The sequence below is a fragment of the Klebsiella sp. PK18 genome, assembly GCF_057784655.1.
Genome location: NZ_CM173493.1, coordinates 5029128 through 5050200, shown reverse-complemented (window position 1 = coordinate 5050200; position 21073 = coordinate 5029128). Strand labels below are relative to the sequence as shown.

21 protein-coding genes are annotated in these 21073 nt (G+C 58.7%); 7 read left to right on the top strand and 14 right to left on the bottom strand.

Going from position 1 to position 21073, the window contains the following annotated elements; translation table 11 throughout:
* Window positions 1-73 precede the first annotated feature (73 nt).
* The 3 genes from treC to treR all read right to left on the bottom strand — a co-directional run bounded on the left by treC (window position 74) and on the right by treR (window position 4277).
* The gene (gene treC, locus AC3EMD_RS24755; RefSeq protein ID WP_046881705.1) at window positions 74-1729 is read right to left on the bottom strand and encodes an alpha,alpha-phosphotrehalase; all 1656 of its coding nucleotides are present in this window, start codon (window positions 1727-1729) and stop codon (window positions 74-76) included.
* A gap of 51 nt (window positions 1730-1780) precedes the next feature.
* Complete coding sequence (gene treB / locus AC3EMD_RS24750) at window positions 1781-3199, bottom strand: PTS trehalose transporter subunit IIBC (protein WP_008807131.1); 1419 nt, start codon at window positions 3197-3199, stop codon at window positions 1781-1783.
* 130 nt (window positions 3200-3329) lie between these two features.
* Window positions 3330-4277: a trehalose operon repressor TreR gene (treR, locus tag AC3EMD_RS24745; RefSeq protein WP_008807130.1), complete on the bottom strand. Its 948-nt coding sequence runs from the start codon at window positions 4275-4277 to the stop codon at window positions 3330-3332.
* A gap of 113 nt (window positions 4278-4390) precedes the next feature.
* Here treR and mgtL point away from each other — a divergent pair, with 113 nt between their 5' ends.
* Complete coding sequence (gene mgtL / locus AC3EMD_RS24740; RefSeq protein ID WP_353074613.1) at window positions 4391-4510, top strand: mgtA regulatory leader peptide MgtL; 120 nt, start codon at window positions 4391-4393, stop codon at window positions 4508-4510.
* Between the two features lie 145 nt (window positions 4511-4655).
* On the top strand, window positions 4656-7364 hold the full coding sequence (gene mgtA, locus AC3EMD_RS24735; protein ID WP_080783190.1) for a magnesium-translocating P-type ATPase: 2709 nt from the start codon (window positions 4656-4658) through the stop codon (window positions 7362-7364).
* Window positions 7365-7436: 72 nt separating this feature from the next.
* Here mgtA and ridA read toward each other — a convergent pair whose 3' ends face one another.
* The 5 genes from ridA to AC3EMD_RS24710 all read right to left on the bottom strand — a co-directional run bounded on the left by ridA (window position 7437) and on the right by AC3EMD_RS24710 (window position 9527).
* On the bottom strand, window positions 7437-7823 hold the full coding sequence (gene ridA / locus AC3EMD_RS24730; protein ID WP_002886926.1) for a 2-iminobutanoate/2-iminopropanoate deaminase: 387 nt from the start codon (window positions 7821-7823) through the stop codon (window positions 7437-7439).
* Between the two features lie 152 nt (window positions 7824-7975).
* Window positions 7976-8437 (bottom strand): aspartate carbamoyltransferase regulatory subunit, encoded by a 462-nt coding sequence (pyrI, locus tag AC3EMD_RS24725; protein ID WP_002886927.1) that lies wholly within the window; start codon window positions 8435-8437, stop codon window positions 7976-7978.
* A 13-nt stretch (window positions 8438-8450) separates the two neighbouring features.
* Complete coding sequence (gene pyrB, locus AC3EMD_RS24720; RefSeq protein WP_004206522.1) at window positions 8451-9386, bottom strand: aspartate carbamoyltransferase; 936 nt, start codon at window positions 9384-9386, stop codon at window positions 8451-8453.
* Between the two features lie 2 nt (window positions 9387-9388).
* The gene (locus AC3EMD_RS24715; RefSeq protein WP_227650304.1) at window positions 9389-9448 is read right to left on the bottom strand and encodes a pyrBI operon leader peptide; all 60 of its coding nucleotides are present in this window, start codon (window positions 9446-9448) and stop codon (window positions 9389-9391) included.
* Window positions 9423-9527 carry a pyrBI operon leader peptide gene (locus AC3EMD_RS24710; RefSeq protein WP_012969080.1) on the bottom strand — a complete coding sequence of 35 codons (105 nt, stop codon included), beginning with the start codon at window positions 9525-9527 and terminating at the stop codon, window positions 9423-9425. Before AC3EMD_RS24710 ends, AC3EMD_RS24715 begins: the two co-directional genes overlap by 26 nt.
* Before the next feature lie 194 nt (window positions 9528-9721).
* Here AC3EMD_RS24710 and AC3EMD_RS24705 point away from each other — a divergent pair, with 194 nt between their 5' ends.
* Window positions 9722-10174: a YhcH/YjgK/YiaL family protein gene (locus tag AC3EMD_RS24705; RefSeq protein ID WP_008807128.1), complete on the top strand. Its 453-nt coding sequence runs from the start codon at window positions 9722-9724 to the stop codon at window positions 10172-10174.
* Window positions 10175-10235: 61 nt separating this feature from the next.
* Here AC3EMD_RS24705 and argF read toward each other — a convergent pair whose 3' ends face one another.
* Together argF and argL are read right to left on the bottom strand one after the other, a co-directional pair.
* Complete coding sequence (gene argF / locus AC3EMD_RS24700; RefSeq protein WP_012543079.1) at window positions 10236-11240, bottom strand: ornithine carbamoyltransferase; 1005 nt, start codon at window positions 11238-11240, stop codon at window positions 10236-10238.
* A complete protein-coding gene (gene argL / locus AC3EMD_RS24695) occupies window positions 11210-11305 on the bottom strand; it encodes a putative translational regulatory protein ArgL (protein WP_370736902.1) in 96 nt (31 codons plus the stop codon). Before argL ends, argF begins: the two co-directional genes overlap by 31 nt.
* A 98-nt stretch (window positions 11306-11403) precedes the next feature.
* On the opposite strand from argL, the gene rraB reads away from it, so the two are divergent.
* On the top strand, window positions 11404-11826 hold the full coding sequence (rraB, locus tag AC3EMD_RS24690) for a ribonuclease E inhibitor RraB (protein WP_008807126.1): 423 nt from the start codon (window positions 11404-11406) through the stop codon (window positions 11824-11826).
* Window positions 11827-11875: 49 nt separating this feature from the next.
* Window positions 11876-12640, top strand: coding sequence for a tRNA isopentenyl-2-thiomethyl-A-37 hydroxylase MiaE (gene miaE / locus AC3EMD_RS24685; RefSeq protein WP_008807125.1), 765 nt, complete (start codon window positions 11876-11878; stop codon window positions 12638-12640).
* A gap of 283 nt (window positions 12641-12923) precedes the next feature.
* Here the strand turns inward: miaE and AC3EMD_RS24680 are convergent, their stop codons facing one another.
* The 4 genes from AC3EMD_RS24680 to pepA all read right to left on the bottom strand — a co-directional run bounded on the left by AC3EMD_RS24680 (window position 12924) and on the right by pepA (window position 18480).
* The gene (locus tag AC3EMD_RS24680; RefSeq protein WP_008807124.1) at window positions 12924-13427 is read right to left on the bottom strand and encodes a GNAT family N-acetyltransferase; all 504 of its coding nucleotides are present in this window, start codon (window positions 13425-13427) and stop codon (window positions 12924-12926) included.
* A gap of 121 nt (window positions 13428-13548) precedes the next feature.
* The gene (locus AC3EMD_RS24675; protein ID WP_049139586.1) at window positions 13549-16404 is read right to left on the bottom strand and encodes a valine--tRNA ligase; all 2856 of its coding nucleotides are present in this window, start codon (window positions 16402-16404) and stop codon (window positions 13549-13551) included.
* Window positions 16404-16847 (bottom strand): DNA polymerase III subunit chi, encoded by a 444-nt coding sequence (gene holC, locus AC3EMD_RS24670; RefSeq protein WP_008807122.1) that lies wholly within the window; start codon window positions 16845-16847, stop codon window positions 16404-16406. Before holC ends, AC3EMD_RS24675 begins: the two co-directional genes overlap by 1 nt.
* A gap of 121 nt (window positions 16848-16968) precedes the next feature.
* Window positions 16969-18480, bottom strand: a complete 1512-nt coding sequence (gene pepA / locus AC3EMD_RS24665) for a leucyl aminopeptidase (protein ID WP_008807121.1) — start codon at window positions 18478-18480, stop codon at window positions 16969-16971.
* 389 nt (window positions 18481-18869) lie between these two features.
* Here pepA and lptF point away from each other — a divergent pair, with 389 nt between their 5' ends.
* Together lptF and lptG are read left to right on the top strand one after the other, a co-directional pair.
* A complete protein-coding gene (gene lptF / locus AC3EMD_RS24660; RefSeq protein ID WP_012969078.1) occupies window positions 18870-19967 on the top strand; it encodes an LPS export ABC transporter permease LptF in 1098 nt (365 codons plus the stop codon).
* The gene (lptG, locus tag AC3EMD_RS24655) at window positions 19967-21049 is read left to right on the top strand and encodes an LPS export ABC transporter permease LptG (RefSeq protein WP_008807120.1); all 1083 of its coding nucleotides are present in this window, start codon (window positions 19967-19969) and stop codon (window positions 21047-21049) included. Before lptF ends, lptG begins: the two co-directional genes overlap by 1 nt.
* Window positions 21050-21073: the final 24 nt, after the last annotated feature.

Below are 21073 nucleotides of genomic sequence, written 5' to 3'. Positions count from 1 at the left end.
ATAAGCAAAAATGCCTGGCATCCACCTCCGATGCCAGGCATTACGCTCCGGTTTCTGTCGGGCAAGAAGTACCTTACGCCTGCAGCCACCATACGGCTTCGAACGGCCGCAGCGTCAGACCGGTCGGGCGGGGCGTGGTTTCGGCATAGTTGCTGATGATCATCTTCCAGTCGCCCTGGGCTTCCTCTGGCTGCCAGGTCTGCAGGTCGCGGCTCAGGTTGGCGGCGACCACCAGCGTTTGCCCCTGCCACTGACGGCGATAACACCACAGCGACGGATGGTCCGGCAGGAGATCCTGGTAATCGCCCCAGGTCAGCAGTGGCAGGGTTTTGCGCAGCGTAATCAGTTGCTGATAGGCATAAAACACCGAATCGGGGTCCGCCAGCGCCGCCTCGACGTTGATCTCCCGGTAATTATCGCCAAGGCCGATCCACGGCTCACCGTCGCTGAAGCCGCCGTTCTCCCCGGCGTGCCATGGCATCGGCGTGCGGCTGTTGTCGCGCGACTTACTGGCGAGGATTGCCAGCAGTTCGTCCGGGCTTTGCCCCTGCGCTGCGCGTTCGATAAACATATTGTGGCTTTCGACGTCGCGATAGTCGCTGATGTTGCTGAAGTGCGGGTTGGTCATGCCGATCTCTTCGCCCTGATAGATATAGGGCGTGCCCTGCATGCCGTGCAGCACCATCGCCAGCATCTTCGCCGCCGGCACCCGGTACTCGCCTTCGTCGCCAAAGCGCGACACGATGCGCGGCTGATCGTGGTTACACCAGAACAGCGCGTTCCACGCCCGATTGTGCATCCCCTGCTGCCAGTGACGGAACAGCGCTTTCAGCGCCACATAGTCCGGGCGGGCGAGGGTCCATTTTTCACCGCCGGGATAATCGACCTTTAAATGGTGGAAGTTAAAGGTCATCGACAGCTCGCGGCCGTCCAGCGCGGCGTACTGCTGGCAGTGCTCCAGCGAGGTGGAGGACATCTCGCCGACGGTCATCAGGTTACGGGGAGTAAAGACATCGCGGCTCATCTCCTGCAGGAATTCATGCACCCGCGGGCCGTCAGTGTAGAAGCGGCGGCCATCACCCTCCGCATCGCAGGGGAAGGTCTGGTCTTTCGAGATCAGGTTGACGACGTCGAGGCGCAGACCGTCGACGCCGCGGTCGGCCCAGAATTCGCAGACCTTTTTCAGCTCGGCGCGTACCGCCGGGTTCTCCCAGTTGAGATCCGCCTGTTCAATGGCGAACAGGTGCAGATAATACTGCCCGCTGTCGGCATGCCACTGCCAGGCGTTACCGCCAAACTTGGAGCGCCAGTTGTTCGGCAGCGCGTTCGGTTCGCCGTCGCGCCAGATATAGAACTGACGGTAGGGACTCTCCTTATTCAGCGACTGACGGAACCATTCATGCTCGGTCGAGGTGTGGTTCAGTACCATATCCAGCACGATGCGGATGCCGCGGGCCTTCGCCTCCGCCACCAGGGCGTCAAAGTCGGCCATCGTGCCGTAGGAGGGATCGATAGCGGTGTAGTTCGCCACATCGTAGCCGTTATCCACCTGCGGCGACACGTAGAACGGCGTCAGCCAGATGGCGTCGACCCCAAGCTTCTGCAGATAGTCGAGGCGGGAAGTGACGCCGCGCAGATCGCCGGTACCGCTGCCGGTGGTATCCTGAAAACTCTTCGGATAGATTTGATAAATAACGCCGTTTTGCCACCAGTGGGGAAGATGATTCATAGTGCTTTCCTGCTGCAACGAGGGGCGCCAAAGGCGCCCCGAAAGAAGAAGTTAGACAATCTGCAAGGTGCCCTGACGGTACTTGCGCTGATACACCACGGTGGTCAGGATAATCGGCACCACCACCGCGATAGCCATCGCCATGGCGTACACCTGCCAGTAGGTTGGCTGGATGGAGAGGATGCCCGGCAGGCCGCCGACGCCGATGCCGTTCGCCAGCACGCCGTTCAGGCCGCACAGCAGGCCGGCGAGGCCGGAGCCGATCATCGCGCACAGCATCGGGAAGCGGTACTTCAGGTTGATACCGTACATCGCCGGTTCGGTAACCCCGAGGTAAGCAGAAATTGCCGCCGGCACCGAGATTTCGCGTTCATTCTGTTTACGGCTGGCAATAATAATGCCGACTACCGCCGATGCCTGGGCAATGTTGGATAGCGCAATCAGTGGCCACACCGGGGTGCCGCCCATGCTCTGGATCATCTGCATATCGATAGCGAGGGTGGTCTGGTGGACACCGGTAATCACCAGCGGCGCGTAGAGGAAGCCGAACAACGCGGCGCCGATCGGCGCAAAGCTGCCGGTTAACAGGTGGCGTACCGCGAAGGCCACGCCGTCGCCGATCAGGCGGCCGAACGGACCGATAATGGCGTGCGCGAGGAACACCGCGAGGATCAGCGAGCAGACCGGGACAATGACCAGGTAGAGGTAGTCAGGCACGATGCGCTTGAGGCGCGTCTCGATAAAGCCGAGCGTCAGGCCCGCCAGCAGGGCCGGGATCACCTGCGCCTGGTAGCCGACTTTGGCAATCGTAAACAGGCCGAAGTTCCACACCTCCGGCACCTGCTGGCCGAGGAGATAGGCGTTCATCAGCTGCGGGGAAACCAGGGTGACGCCAAGAACGATCCCGAGGATCGGCGTGCCGCCCATCTTCTTCACCGCTGACCAGCAGATCCCCACCGGCAGATAGAAGAAGATCGCCTCGCCAATCAGCCACAGGAAGTCATAGATGGTTTTCAGCGACGGGTGCATCTGAGCCAGCGTCTGGCCGTTGCTCATGGGTAAGTCGCCGATGACGTTACGGAAACCCAGGATCAGACCGCCACTGATTAGCGCCGGCAGCAGCGGGAAGAAGATCTCGGCAAAGTGCGAGATCAACTGCTCATGCCACTTCATATTTTGCCGCGCGGCCTGCTTGACCTGCTCTTTATCGGCGGAGGTCTGGCCGGTGGTAGCCAGCAGGGCCTTGTAGTAATCGCCCACCTCGGTGCCGATGACCACCTGGAACTGACCGGCGTTAGTGAAGCATCCCTTCACCATGCGCAGCTGTTCAATCTCTTTTGGTTTGGCGATGGCCGGGTCGTTCAGCACAAAGCGCAAACGGGTAATACAGTGGCTGACGGTGGCGATGTTGCCGCGCCCGCCCACCAGTTCGATCAGTTTATCGATGTCCTGCTGGTTTACTTTGCTCATGATGAAGCCTCAAAAACAGAGGGGAGAGATGCCGTTTTTACCTTAAGGGCATCCTAACCGTTTCGTTTGCTTTGCAAAATGGGAACGTTCCCGAAACCCGGCGACGATCACATAAATCGTCCGAACGAGATTAATTCAGGGCGGCGGGAATCACGATCTGGCGGGGTTCGACGCTGCCGGCGATCTGCTCGATCAACTGCCGGGCGGCCCGGCGTCCGGACTCGGCATAGCCGGGATCGACGGTCAAGATTTCCGGGTGGAGAAACTTCATTAGCGGCGTGCTACCGACGCTGGCGAGCTGCAGCGCAGCGCGGCCCTGCTGCTGGAGGTACTTGCTGGCGCCGAGGGCGAGGGTATCCGTCGCGCAGACCAGGGCACTGGTTTCGGCCGTCAGCACGCTGGCGACGGTGTCATACCCCTGCTTCATGCCCAAGCCCGGCAGAGCGGCGGTGGGCGTCAGGCGATGCTTTTTACAGAAAGCGAGGTAGGCGAGATGGCGGCGTTCGCCGGTGGTGACGTCGCTGTGCGGGACGCCAAGAAAACTGATGTGGCGATGTCCGCGATCGTAGAGCCGCTGCATCAGCAGCGTGATGGCGCCTTCGTCGTCATAGCACACCGAGGCGAAACCGGGGGCGTCGCGGGCCATCAGCACCAGCGTATCGCGCCAGGGGGCGAGCATCGCCTCATCAATGCCGGTAAATCCGAACAGCACCACGCCGTCAATATTACGCCGGGCGAGCATGCCGAGATGCTCTTCAACCAGTCCCGGGGAGAACTGGCTCTCCATCATAATCGGATCGTAACCCTGTTCATAAAAGGCGGGCAGCATGGTCTGTACGGCAAGGTTTTCCGACAGGGAATCCAGACGGGTGACGATAATCGCCACCACTTTATCGCTCTGGCCGCGCATGGCGCGGGCGGAGCGGGAGGGGGAGAAACCGTGCTGCTGCATCACCGCTTCGACGCGCTCGCGGGTCCGTTCGCTGACCCCGCTCTCGTTGTTAAGGACGCGGGATACCGTCGATTTTCCTACGCCGCTTAAACGCGCGATATCTTTGATGGTCAGCCGGTTCTGCATGCGGAATTCTCGTCAGGGATGGTAGAAGTGAGCCTAATGCTACTCAACCAAACCGCAATGAGCAAAGTCTGGTTTACGTTCGGTTTAGTTGCGCGGGCTTATCATCGCCATAAATGCCACACATGTCTCAACGAGCGCGCTATAATCCGCGCCGTTTATATTCACTTACCGGAGAATTTATGGACCCCGATCCCACTCCTCATCCTCGATGGAGCAACCTTTCTTTCCGGTAAGCCTGTTTAACACTGCTTTACCGGAAAGCGTAAAGCAGTGACGTCCTTGATGTCCCTGCCATAAAAATTACATGCCTGACAGGTAGGCTTTGCTACGCCTGTTGGCGATGCTGCGTTCGCTCGCGCGAGCGCGGAGGGACTGTTTATGTTGAAAAATTATACCCGGCAGCTGTTCGCGCAGCTTAGCCGCCATCTGCCACGCCGTTTGGTCCAGCGCGATCCGCTGCCTGATGCCCGTAACCTGACCAGCGTGCCGATCCCGGACTCGCTCGGCAAGCGCTGCCTGGACGTTGCGGCGATGGATGACCAGGAGATCTGGCGTGCCTTTGACAGCCACCCTGAAGGGCTCAATGAAGGCGAAGTGGCGGCAAAGATCCTCAAACATGGTGACAATCAGATCCCGGCGCAGAAGCCCTCGCCGTGGTGGGTGCATCTGTGGACCTGCTATCGCAACCCGTTCAACCTGCTGCTGACGGTGCTCGGCATCGTCTCATATTCCACCGAAGATCTGTTCGCCGCGGGCGTTATCGCGCTGATGGTCGGCATCTCGACGCTGCTTAACTTCATCCAGGAAGCGCGCTCGACCAAAGCGGCGGATGCGCTAAAGGCGATGGTCAGCAATACCGCCACGGTGCTGCGGGTGGTGAACGAGCAGGGGGAGAGCCGCTGGCTTGAACTGCCTATCGACCAACTGGTGCCAGGAGATATCGTCAAGCTGTCGGCGGGAGATATGATCCCGGCGGACCTGCGCATTATTCAGGCGCGCGATCTGTTTGTCGCTCAGGCCTCGCTGACCGGCGAATCGCTGCCGGTAGAGAAAGTCGCGCGCAGCCGCGACCCGCTGCAGCAGAACCCGCTGGAATGCGACACCCTGTGCTTTATGGGGACCAACGTGGTGAGCGGCTCGGCGCAGGCTATCGTCTACGCCACCGGCGGCAACACCTGGTTTGGCCAGCTGGCCGGGCGCGTCAGCGAGCAGGAAAGCGAGCCGAACGCCTTCCAGAAAGGCATCAGCCGGGTCAGCATGCTGCTGATCCGCTTTATGCTGGTGATGGCCCCGGTGGTGCTATTGATTAATGGCTACACCAAAGGCGACTGGTGGGAAGCGGCGCTGTTTGCACTGTCGGTGGCGGTCGGCCTGACGCCGGAGATGCTGCCGATGATCGTCACCTCGACGCTGGCGCGCGGGGCGGTGAAGCTGTCGAAACAAAAAGTGATCGTCAAACACCTCGACGCCATTCAGAACTTTGGCGCGATGGATATTCTCTGCACCGATAAAACCGGCACCCTGACTCAGGACAAGATCGTGCTGGAGAACCACACCGATGTCTCCGGTAAGTCCAGCGAGAGAGTGCTGCATACCGCCTGGCTCAACAGCCATTACCAGACCGGGCTGAAAAACCTGCTCGATACCGCGGTGCTGGAAGGCGTGGAGCTGGAGGCCGCCCGCGGCCTCGCGGAGCGCTGGCAGAAGGTGGATGAGATCCCGTTCGACTTCGAACGCCGCCGCATGTCGGTGGTGGTAAAAGAGCAGGACGACGCGCATCAGCTGATCTGTAAAGGGGCGTTGCAGGAGATCCTTAACGTCTCGACCCAGGTGCGCTACAACGGCGAAATCGTACCGCTGGACGACACCATGCTGCGCCGCATCCGTCGGGTCACCGATACTCTGAACCGTCAGGGACTGCGGGTGGTGGCGGTAGCAACCAAATACCTGCCGGCGCGCGAGGGCGACTACCAGCGCGCCGATGAATCCGACCTGATCCTCGAAGGCTACATCGCCTTCCTTGATCCGCCGAAAGAGACTACCGCCCCGGCGCTGAAGGCGCTGAAGGCCAGCGGCATCACGGTGAAAATCCTCACCGGCGATAGCGAACTGGTGGCGGCGAAGGTGTGCCATGAAGTGGGGCTGGATGCGGGCGAAGTGGTGATTGGCAGCCAGATTGAAGCCATGAGCGACGACGAGCTGGCGGCGCTGGCGAAGCGCACCACTTTGTTTGCACGTCTGGCGCCGCTGCATAAAGAGCGTATCGTGACGCTGCTGAAACGCGAAGGTCACGTGGTGGGCTTTATGGGCGATGGCATCAACGACGCCCCGGCGTTACGCGCGGCGGATATTGGCATCTCGGTTGATGGCGCGGTGGATATCGCCCGCGAGGCGGCGGATATCATTCTGCTGGAAAAAAGCCTGATGGTGCTGGAGGAGGGGGTGATCGAAGGCCGCCGCACCTTCGCCAACATGCTCAAGTACATCAAAATGACCGCCAGCTCCAACTTCGGTAACGTCTTTAGCGTGCTGGTGGCCAGCGCCTTCCTGCCGTTTCTGCCGATGCTGCCGCTGCACCTGTTGATTCAGAACCTGCTGTACGATGTCTCCCAGGTGGCGATCCCGTTCGATAACGTCGATGATGAGCAGATCCGTAAACCGCAGCGCTGGAACCCGGCCGATCTCGGGCGCTTTATGGTCTTCTTCGGACCGATCAGCTCGATTTTCGATATCCTCACCTTCGGCCTGATGTGGTGGGTGTTCCACGCCAATACCGTGGAGATGCAGACTCTGTTCCAGTCCGGCTGGTTTATTGAAGGGCTGCTGTCGCAGACGCTGATTGTGCACATGATCCGCACCCGGCGCATTCCGTTCGTTCAGAGCCGCGCCGCGTGGCCGCTGTTCGCCATGACTCTGGTGGTGATGGCCGTGGGCATTGCCCTGCCGTTCTCGCCGCTGGCGGGCTACCTGCAGCTGCAGGCGCTGCCGCTCAGCTACTTCCCGTGGCTGGTGGTGATCCTGGCGGGCTATATGGTGCTGACCCAGACCGTTAAAGGTTTCTATAGCCGTCGCTACGGCTGGCAGTGAAGGGCGCATTTTCGGATGAGCCACGTAAAAAAGGCAGCCACTGGCTGCCTTTTTTTCTGCCAACCAAAGCGATCAGCGACGCACGGCGATGGCTTCGATCTCGATCTTCACGTCTTTCGGCAGACGAGCGACTTCCACACAGGAGCGCGCCGGGAAGGTGGCATTGTGCTCGGTGAAGAACGCTTCGTAGGTGGCGTTAACGGTAGCGAAATCGTTGAGGTCTTTGACGAATACGGTGGTCTTGACGATGTCGCCGACGGTGAGGCCAGCGGCTTCAACGATCGCTTTCACGTTGTTCAGCGACTGACGCGCCTGCGCGGACACGTCTTCCGGGACGCTGCCGGTTTTCGGGTCGACCGGGATCTGGCCAGAGGTGATGATCATGCTGCCCAGATCAACGCCCTGAACGTATGGGCCAATCGCTGCTGGTGCATTTTCCGTCGCAATAGTTTTGCTCATGTTATCTCCAGATGAACTGAGTAATGTTACGCAAAATCATTCAGGTTGCCGCCAGAGGGTAAGCGCTGTGCCGCCGGCGCAGACGCCGCCTGAAGGACGAAGCGTAGGGTGGTAACCATTATAGGGAGGCCTACCACCAATACCAACCGCATTTAGTTGGCCAGCACCACATAATGAGAAAACTCTTTTTCACAGTATTTGCATTTGAGTGCGATGTCATCAGCGCGTTTTTTCACTGCAAAACTGGAAGAAACCGGTTCGGCGTGGCTGATACAGTTGCTGTTCGGGCAGACCAGCACGCTGTCAATGCGATCCGGCAGGCTCGGGCGGGATTTGCCCACCACTTCGTAATCATCAATGCGGTTTACCGTCGCCTGCGGGGCGTACAGCGACAGCTGGTTAACCTGCTCGTCGGTCAGGAAGGTGTTCTCGATTTTAATCAAATCCTTGCGGCCCATCTCGCCGGAGGGCAGGTTCAGGCCGATGGTGATACGCTGGTCGGTTTCGGTCAGTTTGAACAGGGTGAGCAGCTTAAAGCCGACCTGCGCCGGGATATGGTCGATCACGGTGCCGCGTTTAATGGCTTCTACTTGCAGTTTATTGTCGTGTGTCATCTCTCATTCCCCCTTACAGTGCCAGCTCGCTATTCAGTACCAGTGCCAGTAACGCCTGGCGGGCGAAGATGCCGTTACCGGCCTGCTGGAAGTACCAGGCGTGCGGTGTTTTATCGACATCGGTGGTGATTTCGTCAATGCGCGGCAGCGGGTGCAGCACCTTCATGTTGGCGCGCGCCCCTTCGAGGTCGGCGGCGCGCAGGACGAACTGCGCTTTCACGTTGGCGTATTCCGACGGATCCAGACGCTCTTTCTGCACGCGGGTCATGTACAGAATATCCACTTCCGCCATCACGTCGTCGATGGCGCTATGCAGGCTCCAGGCGATACCTTTTTCATCCAGCATATCGAGGATGTACTGCGGCATGGCCAGCGCGTCCGGGGCGATAAAGTAGAAGCGGTTGCCGCTGAATTTGGCCAGCGCCTGGGTCAGGGAGTGGACGGTACGGCCATACTTCAGATCGCCGACCATCGCCACGTTGAGGTTTTCGAGGCGGCCCTGGGTCTCCTGGATGGTGAACAGGTCGAGCAGGGTTTGGGTCGGGTGCTGGTTAGCGCCGTCGCCAGCGTTCAGTACCGGCACGCCGCCGGAGAATTCGGTCGCCAGGCGCGCGGCGCCCTCCTGCGGATGACGCATCACGATGGCGTCAACGTAGGTGCTGATGACGGAGATGGTATCCGCCAGGGTTTCCCCTTTTTTGCCCAGCGAGGTATTGGCGCTGTCAGAAAAGCCGACCACGCTGGCGCCCAGGCGGTGCATCGAGGTTTCAAAAGAGAGACGGGTACGGGTGGAGGCTTCAAAGAAACAGCTGGCGATAACCTTATGCTTCAGCAGCTCGGGTTGCGGATTGGCTTTCAGCTTTGCCGCCGTCGCCAGCACCAGTTCGAGGTCTTCGCGGCTGAGATCGTTTATGGAAATGATATGTTTTTGATATAGCGGGTTAGCCATGCTTATCTCCTGACGCCTGGGCAAAAAAAAAGCCCCTTAAATAAGGGGCTTCGGGAATCCAATGAGCAACGGAAAGAAAAACGCCAGGCCAGCGTCTGCGTTCAGACGCGCTAAGACAGAATGTCGTACGCAATTGGCCATGCTTCCTCCCGGCAAAACGACTGGCATTATACGCAGACCGTTATGACGATCAAGCGATTCATTCACAAACAGGTAATCGTTTGCCTGCAGAAAAGTGCGCCAGCGCAAAGAACGGTGAAACTGTACTGGTATGGCAGTGGCGATGGGGGTATAAAGTCATAAAATGAAATGCTGTTTTATATTCGAGGTAAGTGATGATTATTGGCAATATCCACCATCTGCAGCCATGGCTGCCTGCCGCGCTGCGCGAGGCCATTGAGCACGTCATCGCCCATGTCAGCGAGGCGACGCCGCTGGGTAAACACGATATCGACGGCAATAACCTGTTTTATCTGATTTCCGAAGATACCACCGAGCCGCAGGCCGCGCGCCGCGCGGAATACCATGCCCGCTATCTCGATATTCAGATTGTGCTCCGCGGCATCGAGGGGATGACCTTCAGTACCTTGCCGGCTGGAGAGCCGCAGACCGACTGGCTGGCGGAGAAAGACATCGCTTTTCTGGCCGAAGGCCAGCAGGAGAAAACGGTGATCCTCAACGAAGGGGATTTTGTGGTGTTTTATCCCGGCGAAGTGCATAAACCGCTGTGCGCCGTAGGCGCCCCGGCGAAGGTGCGCAAAGCGGTAGTGAAGATGCTGATGGCGTAAAATGGCGAGCCATATCCCGGATAAGCGCCGTGCTATCCGGGATGTGGCCACACGCGAAGGACTACTTGCTCAGCGTCGCCACCATCACCGCTTTGATGGTGTGCATCCGGTTTTCCGCCTGATCGAAAACCACGCTCGCCGCCGACTCAAACACCTCGTCAGTCACTTCCATACCGCCGTGCAGGCCGTAATCGGCGGCCATCTGTTTGCCCAACGTGGTCTGGTCGTCATGGAATGCCGGCAGGCAGTGGAGGAACTTGACCTGCGGATTGCCGGTCAGCGCCAGCATCGCGCTGTTAACCTGATAGTCGCGGAGCAGGGCGATACGTTCGGCCCATTTTTCCTTCGCCTCGCCCATCGAGACCCAGACGTCGGTATAGATAAAATCGGCGCCTTTCACTCCTGCGGCGATATCTTCCGTCAGGGTGATGTTGCCGCCCTGCTGTTTGGCCAGCGCGGTACAGGTCTCCACCAGCTGAGACTCCGGCCAGCAGGCCGATGGCGCTACCAGGCGCAGATCCAGACCGGTCAGCGCTGCGGCTTCCAGCATCGAATTGCCCATGTTGTTGCGCGCGTCGCCGGCGTAGACCAGCGTCATCTGGTTAAAGGCTTTGCCCGGCAGGTGCTCTTTCATGGTCAGCAGGTCCGCCAGCAACTGGGTGGGGTGGAACTCGTTGGTGAGGCCGTTCCACACCGGCACGCCGGCGTATTGCGCCAGGGTCTCCACCACCTCCTGGCCGTGGCCGCGATACTGAATGCCATCGTACATCCGCCCGAGCACGCGGGCGGTGTCTTTGATCGACTCTTTATGGCCAATCTGGCTGCCGCTTGGCCCCAGATAAGTCACGCGGGCGCCCTGATCGTATGCGGCAACTTCGAAAGAGCATCGTGTACGGGTTGAGTCTTTTTCGAAGATGAGCGCGATGTTTTTCCCTGCCAGTTTCTGGACTTCGATACCGTTTTTCTTATCGGCTTTGAGCTTTGCCGCCAGCTCGAGCAGGGCGGTGATTTCTGCAGGCGTAAAATCGAGTAACTTTAAAAAATGCTTCTGGTAAAACGCAGACATGGTTCCCTCACCTGGCATAGGCCACTAATTGAATTAAAATTCAATTTATATGTATGAATATTCATTTGCAAGTCTGTGATCGAAATCTTTCACTGAGAAGTGGAGGCAATGACGGCGGTATGTGACAATAGGGACAACTGCCGCACATTATGAGGAACGAGCCATGGCAAACCCGGAACACCTGGAAGAACAGCGTGAAGAGACGCGTCTGATTATCGAAGAGCTGCTGGAGGATGGCAGCGATCCGGACGCACTGTACACGATTGAGCATCACCTCTCTGCAGACGATTTCGAAACGCTGGAGAAAGTGGCGGTGGAAGCGTTCAAGCTGGGCTATGAAGTGACCGAGCCCGAAGAGCTGGAAGTGGAAGAGGGTGACATGGTCATCTGCTGCGATATTCTCAGCGAATGCGCGCTGAACGCAGACCTGATCGATGCCCAGGTGGAACAGCTGATGACGCTGGCAGAAAAATATGACGTCGAGTATGACGGTTGGGGTACCTATTATGAGGACCCGAACGGTGAAGAAGACGGCGACGATGACGAAGATTTTGTCGATGAAGACGACGATGGTGTTCGCCACTAAGCTGCAGATGGATACGGCGGCGCCTGCCGCCGTATAGCAAGGAACTTCCATGGATTACCCGCAGATACTCTCCCCGATTATCAACTTCCTGCACTGCCCGACGCCGCAGGCGTGGATTGATGAAGCCCGCAAGCCGGAAAACCTGCCGCTGCTGCTGACCGACCATATGGTGTGCGAACTGAAAGCGGCGCAGAACGCCATGCTGCTGGTGCGTCGCTACGTCGCGGATAAAGCCGACGCCGACGAGCTGCTGGCCTGCCTGAAGCCGTATGAAGACTTCACCTACCGCTGGGGGCCGGAGCCGGATTTCGTCGCCCTGCATAAGCGGATCAACAAAAGCGCCATGCCGCAGACCGACGACCCGTGGGGCCGCCAGTTGCTGGACAGCATGATTTTGCTGATTAAAGAGGAACTACATCACTTCTGGCAGGTGCGGGAGATGATGCTGGCGCGTGATATTCCCTACGTCAAAATCACCGCCAGCAACTATGCCCGCGGCATGCGGCGGGAGGTGCGTTCGCACGAACCGGTGATGCTGATCGATAAGTTGATCTGCGGGGCCTATATCGAGGCCCGCTCCTGCGAACGCTTTGCGGCGCTGGCGCCGTGGCTGGATGACGATCTGCAGAAGTTTTATCTGTCGCTGCTGCGCTCCGAGGCGCGTCACTATCAGGACTATCTGGATCTGGCGCAGAAGATTGCCGGAGACGATATTAGCGAGCGGGTGCGCCAGCTCGGCGAGGCGGAAGCGGCGCTGATCCTCAGGCCGGAGGCCGAGTTCCGCTTTCACAGCGGTGTGCCGGTGGCGGCGTAACCCTCGGTATTCGGGCCCTGCAGCCCCGGTAGCCACTAACACTGGCAGTTTCAGTAGCCCTGGGGAAAGAGATAGCGTTGAGAGCTTCAGCCCGCAATGGTACGAGCCGTAGGTCGGGTAAGGCGTTAGCCGCCACCCAACAAAAAAACGGCACCGCGAGCACGGGTAAGGTGCAAGGGGTTCCATCCGGGACATACCCCGGCTTGCGCTACGCTTAGCCGGGCTACCGAACTGTAGCCCCGGTAAGCGTAGCTCTACCGGGGACGCCTGCGATATCGAGGCGCTACAGCGTTTTCAGCATCCGCACTTCACAGTCAACGTGGCCGGTGCAACCCAGCGGCCCGTCAATGTGCTCAAAGCCGAGATGTTCATATAAGCCGATCGCCTCCGTCAGGAAGGCGGTAGTTTCCAGATAGCAGCGTTTAAAGCCCTGCTCGCGGGCGTAGTCCAGCGCCAGCAGCGCCAGCTTCTTCGCCAGCCCTTGACCGCGCGCGCTGGTCATAAAATACATTTTCTGTAACTCGCAGATATCCGGCTCGCTGCAGGCGAGCGGCGCGACGCCACCGCCGCCAACCACTTCGCCCTCTTTCTCCACCACCCAATAGGCAGAGCCTGGCTGGCTGTACAGCTCATACAGTTCATCGAGATTCGGGTCGGCGACCGTATAGCCTTTATCGGCGGTCAGGCCATATTCAGCCGAGACCTGGCGGATGACCCTGGCGATGGCGGCATTGTCTGCCGCCGTAATGCGACGCAGCAACGTCGCCGCGGGGACGCTCGTATTCATACAATGACTCATTACCCAAAAAAGACGAATGATGATGTTAATAACATCGCGACAGGGGAAAGCGCAAGCGAGGATGTTTCATAAAAAAACGCCCCTTGCCGGGTGGCAAGGGGCGGGAGGATCACAGCGCGGCGATCACCGCCTGCTGCTCAATCAGCTTCGCTTTCGCTTCCGCGTAGCCTTCCAGCTTCTCGCGCTCTTTAGCGATCACCGCTTCCGGTGCGCGGGCGACAAAGCCTTCGTTGGACAGCTTGCTCTCGATGCGGCCAATTTCACCTTCGATTTTGGCCACTTCTTTCGCCAGACGCGCCAGCTCATCTTCTTTATTGATGAGGCCCGCCATCGGGATCAGCAGCTCGGCGCCGTCGATAATCTTGGTCACGGAGACCGGACCTTTATCATCGGCAGGCAGCACGGTAATGCTTTCCAGACGCGCCAGGTTCAGCAGGAAGCTGCGGTTGTCGTTCACACGACGCTCGGCCTCTTTGCTGCAGCCGCGCAGCAGCAGTTCCAGCGGTTTGCCCGGGGCGATGTTCATTTCCGCACGGATGTTACGCACGGCGACGATCGCCTGTTTCAGCCATTCGGTATCGGCCAGCGCCGCTTCATCGACCTGAGAAGCATCGTACTGCGGGAACGGCTGCAGCATGATGGTGTCGGCGGTGATACCGCAGATCGCTTTCACGCGCTGCCAGATGGTCTCGGTGATGAACGGAATGATCGGATGCGCCAGGCGCAGCAGACCTTCCAGCACGGTCACCAGCGTATGGCGAGTCCCGCGCAGCTCCGCTTCGCTGCCACCGTTCATCACCGGCTTGGTCAGCTCCAGGTACCAGTCGCAGAACTGGTTCCAGGTGAACTCGTACAGGATGCCGGCGGCGATATCGAAGCGGAAGTTATCCAGCGCTTCGCGATACGCTTTCACGGTGTGGTTGAATTCCGCGAGGATCCAGCGGTCGGCCAGGGAGAGCACCATTTCGCCGCCGTTGAAGCCACAATCCTGATCTTCGGTATTCATCAGTACGAAGCGGCTGGCGTTCCACAGCTTGTTACAGAAGTTACGGTAACCTTCCAGACGCTTCATATCCCAGTTGATGTCGCGGCCGGTAGAGGCCAGCGCTGCCAGGGTGAAGCGCAGGGCGTCGGTGCCGTGCGGCTCGATGCCGTTCGGGAACTGTTTCTCGGTGCGCTTACGGATTTTTTCCGCCAGCTGCGGCTGCATCATGTTGCCGGTACGTTTCTCCAGCAGCTCCGGCAGGGTAATGCCGTCAACCATATCCAGCGGGTCGATAACGTTACCCTTGGATTTGGACATCTTCTGGCCTTCGTCATCGCGGATCAGACCGGTCATGTAGACGGTCTTAAACGGTACCTGCGGCTTGCCGTTTTCATCTTTGATGAAGTGCATGGTCATCATGATCATGCGGGCGATCCAGAAGAAGATGATGTCGAAGCCGGACACCATCACGCTGGTCGGGTGGAACTGACGCAGGGCGTCGGTGTTTTCCGGCCAGCCGAGGGTGGAGAAGGTCCACAGCGCGGAGGAGAACCAGGTATCGAGAACGTCTTCATCCTGACGCAGGGCAACGTCCGTACCGAGTTTGTTTTCCTGACGCACTTCGTCTTCGCTACGGCCCACGTAGACGTTGCCGTCGTTGTCATACCATGCCGGGATGCGGTGACCCCACCACAGCTGACGGGAGATACACCAGTCCTGAATATCGCGCATCCAGGAGAAGTACATGTTTTCGTACTGCTTCGGCACGAACTGAATGTCGCCATTCTCAACGGCTTCCACCGCCGGCTTGGCCAGCACGTCCGCACGCACGTACCACTGGTCGGTGAGCATCGGTTCGATAACCACGCCGCCGCGATCGCCGTAAGGGACGGTCAGATCGTGCGGTTTGATCTCTTCCAGCAGGCCGAGGGCGTCAACCGCCGCGACGACGGCTTTACGCGCCGCGAAGCGTTCCAGTTTCTGGAACTCCGCCGGGATCTCGTTGGAGTAGACGTCGGATTCATTGCCTTTGGTGTCGTAGACTTCCGCGCTTTCGCGGATGTCGCCGTCAAAGGTCAGGATGTTGATCATCGGCAGCTGATGACGACGACCCACTTCGTAGTCGTTAAAGTCGTGCGCCGGGGTGATCTTCACGCAGCCGGTGCCTTTTTCCATGTCGGCGTGTTCGTCGCCCACGATCGGGATGCGACGGTTAACCAGCGGCAGCACCACGAATTTGCCAATCAAATCTTTGTAACGCGGATCTTCCGGGTTAACGGCCACGCCGGTATCGCCAAGCAGGGTTTCCGGACGGGTGGTGGCGACCACCAGGTAATCTTTACCGTCAGCGGTTTTCGCGCCATCGGCCAGCGGGTAGCGGATGTGCCACATGGAACCTTTCGATTCGCGGTTTTCCACTTCGAGGTCGGAAATGGCGGTGCGCAGTTTCGGGTCCCAGTTAACCAGGCGTTTACCGCGGTAGATCAGATCTTCTTTGTACAGGCGAACAAAGACTTCTTTCACGGCATTGGAAAGCCCCTCGTCCATGGTGAAGCGCTCGCGCTCCCAGTCCACGGAGTTGCCGAGGCGGCGCATCTGGCGGGTAATGGTGCCGCCGGATTCCGCTTTCCACTGCCAGATTTTGTCGATGAAGGCATCGCGGCCGTAGTCGTGACGGGTTTTCCCTTCTTCCGCGGCAATCTTACGCTCAACCACCATCTGGGTGGCGATACCCGCGTGGTCGGTACCGGCCTGCCACAGGGTGTTTTTGCCCTGCATGCGCTGGTAGCGAATCATGGTATCCATGATGGTTTGCTGGAAGGCATGACCCATATGCAAACTGCCGGTGACGTTCGGCGGCGGGATCATGATGCAGAAGCTCTCCTGGCTTTCATCACCATTCGGTTTGAAATAGCCCTGCTTTTCCCAGTGCTCGTAAAGCGGCTGTTCGATATCTTGTGGGTTGTATGTCTTTTCCATTATTTCCAGGTTGCCGTGTTCAGGTTGAAACCAGCCATGCGGTACGCTTTATAGCGTTCGCGCGCCAGTTGTTTCAGATTTTCTTCGTAAGGGACAAAGTCTATCACTTCTGTGAAAGCGGTGGCAAAATCTGCAAAGTTAAGCCGCAGACTGATCAGAATGTCCCGCGGGCTGCTGTTGCGTTTCTGCGGCCAGGCAATCTCCACCGGCGCGCCGCCTCTCGGGCCTTCGCCCGCCAGATTATGCGGCACAAAGCTCTCCGGCGGCCGCGACCACAGCGCCTCGTCGAGGCGAATCGCCTGCTGCTCATCTTCACAGGCGATCAGGACGCGCTTGCCGTTGCGCCAACGTTCTGCGGCAATGTCACACACCAGCTGCTCGACGGCGCTCAGGCCTTCGACGGTGTTTTCGTTGTCCAGAAGGTAGAACGTTGCATTCTTCATATATGGGGCTTCTTGTCGTGGATTTAAATGCAAAGCCGGGTGGCGCTACGCTTACCCGGCCTACAAACGGCATCTTTCCGTAGGCCCGGTAAGCGTAGCGCCACCGGGCATCAGACGGCAATCACTCTTCGCCGTTAAAACCCGCACGATTGAGCAGGAACTGCGACAGCAGCGCCACCGGACGACCGGTAGCGCCTTTGGCCTTACCGGAACGCCAGGCGGTACCGGCAATGTCGAGGTGCGCCCAGTTGTACTTACGGGTAAAGCGCGACAGGAAGCAGCCGGCGGTAATTGCGCCGCCAGGACGGCCGCCAATGTTCGCCATATCGGCAAAGTTGGACTCCAGCTGATCCTGGAACTCGTCGGCCAGCGGCAGACGCCAGGCGCGGTCGCCCGCCAGTTCGGAGGCGCCGATCAGCTCATGAGCCAGCGGGTTATGGTTCGACATCAGGCCGGTGATGTGATGGCCGAGGGCAATCACGCAGGCGCCGGTCAGCGTCGCGACGTCGATAACCGCTTCCGGTTCGAAACGCTCAACGTAGGTCAGGACGTCGCACAGCACCAGGCGGCCTTCGGCGTCGGTGTTCAGGACTTCCACCGTCTGACCGGACATGGTGGTCAGGACGTCACCCGGACGATAGGCGCGACCGCCAGGCATGTTTTCGCAGCCCGCCAGCACGCCGATGACGTTCAGCGGCAGCTGCAGCTCGGCAACCATCCGCATCACGCCGTACACCGCCGCGGCGCCGCACATGTCGTACTTCATCTCGTCCATGCCTTCGGCAGGCTTGATGGAGATGCCGCCGGAGTCGAAGGTCAGGCCTTTACCGACCAGCACGATAGGGCGCGCGTCCTCAGACGGGTTGCCTTTATACTCGATGACCGACATCAGCGACTCGTTCTGCGAGCCGTTGCCGACGGCGAGATAGGAGTTCATCCCCAGCTCGCGCATCTGCTGTTCGCCGATCACGCGGGTAATGACGTTCTTGCTGTAGGTATCGGCCAGCTGACGCGCCTGGGAAGCCAGATAGGCGGCGTTACAGATGTTCGGCGGCATGTTGCCAAGATCTTTCGCCGCTTTGATGCCGGCGGCGATCGCCAGGCCATGCTGAATGGCGCGTTCGCCACTGGTCAGCTCGCGACGGGTCGGCACGTTAAAGACCATTTTACGCAGCGGGCGACGCGGCTCGCTTTTGTTGGTCTTCAACTGATCGAAGCTGTACAGCGTCTCTTTGGCGGTTTCAACGGCCTGGCGAACTTTCCAGTAGTTGTTGCGGCCCTTGACGTGCAGCTCGGTCAGGAAGCAGACGGCTTCCATTGAACCGGTATCATTCAGGGTATTGATGGTTTTCTGGATGACCTGCTTATACTGACGTTCATCCAGCTCGCGCTCTTTGCCGCAGCCAATCAGCAGAATGCGCTCAGACAGAATGTTTGGCACATGGTGCAGCAATAACGTCTGGCCAGGTTTGCCTTCCAGCTCGCCGCGACGCAGCAGGGCGCTGATGTAGCCGTCGCTGATTTTATCGAGTTGTTCGGCGATGGGGGAGAGGCGACGTGGTTCAAAGACGCCGACCACGATACAGGCGCTCCGTTGCTTCTCCGGGCTACCGCTTTTTACACTGAACTCCATGCACTATGCTCCTGAATCTTAAAGACAACAGTGGTGGCTACGGCTATACTCGTCGCCTTTCAAGTTGCAGATGCGCCGGCTGCGCCTGCTTACCTGATGCGGGCCTAACGCGCGCGCCAGGGGTCACAGCCCTGCTGCCTTCTTACAACTCGAAATCCATTGAGTATATAATTGCAAGCTTTCGTAACTCATGTCCGCTGTTGCGGTGACTTCGTGTTAATCTTAACGTTATTAAGGCCTGGGTTCGTCAGAAAAGATCCTGACATGCAGAACCGATGAGTCATTTAATCTTAGCGATGTTTTCAACGACCAAAGAGAATAAATGACGTTTAAGCCATGAAACAAGCAATTTTCCTGCAATAAAACGGGTTTTTACGGGCGTATTTATAGTGATAATCATAAGATATCTGGTTCGTGAGACGCTGAAAAGCCAGTTGGCGATCCTATTCATCCTGTTACTGATTTTCTTTTGTCAGAAATTAGTCAGGATCCTCGGCGCCGCGGTGGATGGCGATATCCCAACCAATCTGGTGCTCTCGCTGTTGGGGCTCGGCATCCCGGAGATGGCGCAGCTTATCCTGCCGTTAAGTTTGTTCCTTGGCCTGCTAATGACCCTGGGCAAACTCTACACCGAAAGTGAAATTACGGTGATGCACGCTTGCGGTCTGAGCAAAGCCGTGCTGATCAAGGCGGCGATGATCCTCGCGCTGTTCACCGGCGCGGTGGCGGCGGTCAACGTCATGTGGGCGGGGCCGTGGTCGTCGCGCCATCAGGACGAAGTGCTGGCCGAAGCCAAAGCCAACCCCGGCATGGCGGCGCTGGCCCAGGGCCAGTTCCAGCAGGCCAGCGATGGTAACGCGGTGATGTTTATCGAGAGCGTCAACGGCAACCGCTTCCATGACGTCTTCCTTGCCCAGCTGCGTCCGAAAGGCAATGCGCGCCCCTCGGTGGTGGTGGCGGATTCCGGCGAGCTGTCGCAGCAGAAAGACGGCTCGCAGGTGGTGACCCTCAACAAGGGCACCCGCTTTGAAGGCACCGCGATGCTGCGCGATTTCCGCATTACCGACTTCAATAACTATCAGGCCATTATCGGCCACCAGGCAGTGACCTCCGATCCGGACGACACCGAACAGATGGATATGCGCACTCTGTGGCAGACCCATACCGACCGCGCGCGTGCCGAACTGCACTGGCGCTTCACGCTGGTGGCGACCGTCTTCATTATGGCGCTGATGGTGGTGCCGCTCAGCGTGGTGAACCCGCGTCAGGGGCGCGTGCTGTCGATGCTGCCGGCGATGCTGCTTTACCTGGTGTTCTTCCTGCTGCAAACGTCGATTAAGTCGAACGGCGGCAAAGGCAAAATGGACCCGGCTATCTGGATGTGGGCGATTAACCTGCTCTATTTTGCGCTGGCGGTGCTGTTAAACCTGTGGGACACGGTGCCGATGCGCCGCTTCCGCGCCCGTTTTAATAAAGGAGCGGCCTGATGCAGGCGTTTGGCGTACTTGACCGTTATATCGGTAAGACGATTTTCAACACCATCATGATGACCCTGTTCATGCTGGTGTCGCTCTCCGGCATTATCAAGTTTGTCGATCAGCTGAAAAAGTCCGGGCAGGGTAGTTACGATGCGCTGGGCGCTGGTCTCTACACCATCCTCAGCGTGCCGAAGGACATCCAGATCTTCTTCCCGATGGCGGCGCTGCTTGGCGCGTTGCTGGGGCTGGGGATGCTGGCCCAACGCAGCGAGCTGGTGGTGATGCAGGCATCCGGTTTCACCCGGCTGCAGGTGGCGCTGGCGGTAATGAAAACTGCGATCCCGCTGGTGCTGCTGACCATGGCGATCGGCGAGTGGGTGGCGCCCCAGGGCGAGCAAATGGCGCGCAACTACCGCGCCCAGCAGATGTACGGCGGTTCGCTGCTGTCGACTCAGCAAGGGTTGTGGGCGAAAGATGGCCACAACTTTGTCTATATCGAACGCGTGAAAGGCAACGATGAGCTGGGGGGCGTCAGCATCTATGCCTTCAATCCGGAGCGTCGTTTAGAGTCGGTGCGCTATGCCGCCTCGGCAAAGTTCGATAGTGAAAATAAAGTGTGGCGCCTGTCGCAGGTGGATGAATCCAACCTGACCGATCCAAAGCAGGTGACCGGGTCGCAGATGGTGAGCGGCACCTGGAAAACCAACCTCACGCCGGATAAGCTCGGCGTGGTTGCCCTGGATCCGGATGCGCTGTCGATCAGCGGTCTGCACAACTATGTGAAATATCTGAAGTCCAGCGGCCAGGATCCGGGACGCTACCAGCTCAATATGTGGAGCAAAATCTTCCAGCCGCTGTCGGTGGCGGTGATGATGCTGATGGCGCTGTCGTTTATCTTTGGTCCGCTGCGTAGCGTGCCGATGGGCGTGCGGGTGGTGACGGGGATTAGCTTCGGCTTTATCTTCTACGTACTGGATCAGATTTTCGGCCCGCTGACCCTGGTCTACGGCATCCCGCCGATCATCGGCGCGCTGTTGCCGAGCGCCAGCTTCTTCCTGATAAGCCTCTGGCTGATGATGCGCAAGGCCTAGCGGGTAAGCCTGAAACGTAAGCCC

Excerpts from the sequence above, each read along its gene's own strand:
- ridA (WP_002886926.1), bottom strand. The coding sequence starts at position 7,823 with ATGAGCAAAACTATTGCGACGGAAAATGCACCAGCAGCGATTGGCCCA.
- argF (WP_012543079.1), bottom strand. The coding sequence starts at position 11,240 with ATGTCTGCGTTTTACCAGAAGCATTTTTTAAAGTTACTCGATTTTACG.
- pyrB (WP_004206522.1), bottom strand. The coding sequence starts at position 9,386 with ATGGCTAACCCGCTATATCAAAAACATATCATTTCCATAAACGATCTC.
- mgtA (WP_080783190.1), top strand. The coding sequence starts at position 4,656 with ATGTTGAAAAATTATACCCGGCAGCTGTTCGCGCAGCTTAGCCGCCAT.
- treC (WP_046881705.1), bottom strand. The coding sequence starts at position 1,729 with ATGAATCATCTTCCCCACTGGTGGCAAAACGGCGTTATTTATCAAATC.
- argL (WP_370736902.1), bottom strand. The coding sequence starts at position 11,305 with ATGAATATTCATACATATAAATTGAATTTTAATTCAATTAGTGGCCTA.
- lptG (WP_008807120.1), top strand. The coding sequence starts at position 19,967 with ATGCAGGCGTTTGGCGTACTTGACCGTTATATCGGTAAGACGATTTTC.
- holC (WP_008807122.1), bottom strand. The coding sequence starts at position 16,847 with ATGAAGAATGCAACGTTCTACCTTCTGGACAACGAAAACACCGTCGAA.
- pyrI (WP_002886927.1), bottom strand. The coding sequence starts at position 8,437 with ATGACACACGACAATAAACTGCAAGTAGAAGCCATTAAACGCGGCACC.
- AC3EMD_RS24705 (WP_008807128.1), top strand. The coding sequence starts at position 9,722 with ATGATTATTGGCAATATCCACCATCTGCAGCCATGGCTGCCTGCCGCG.
- mgtL (WP_353074613.1), top strand. The coding sequence starts at position 4,391 with ATGCCACACATGTCTCAACGAGCGCGCTATAATCCGCGCCGTTTATAT.
- pepA (WP_008807121.1), bottom strand. The coding sequence starts at position 18,480 with ATGGAGTTCAGTGTAAAAAGCGGTAGCCCGGAGAAGCAACGGAGCGCC.
- AC3EMD_RS24710 (WP_012969080.1), bottom strand. The coding sequence starts at position 9,527 with ATGGCCAATTGCGTACGACATTCTGTCTTAGCGCGTCTGAACGCAGAC.
- treR (WP_008807130.1), bottom strand. The coding sequence starts at position 4,277 with ATGCAGAACCGGCTGACCATCAAAGATATCGCGCGTTTAAGCGGCGTA.
- AC3EMD_RS24675 (WP_049139586.1), bottom strand. The coding sequence starts at position 16,404 with ATGGAAAAGACATACAACCCACAAGATATCGAACAGCCGCTTTACGAG.
- miaE (WP_008807125.1), top strand. The coding sequence starts at position 11,876 with ATGGATTACCCGCAGATACTCTCCCCGATTATCAACTTCCTGCACTGC.
- rraB (WP_008807126.1), top strand. The coding sequence starts at position 11,404 with ATGGCAAACCCGGAACACCTGGAAGAACAGCGTGAAGAGACGCGTCTG.
- treB (WP_008807131.1), bottom strand. The coding sequence starts at position 3,199 with ATGAGCAAAGTAAACCAGCAGGACATCGATAAACTGATCGAACTGGTG.
- AC3EMD_RS24680 (WP_008807124.1), bottom strand. The coding sequence starts at position 13,427 with ATGAATACGAGCGTCCCCGCGGCGACGTTGCTGCGTCGCATTACGGCG.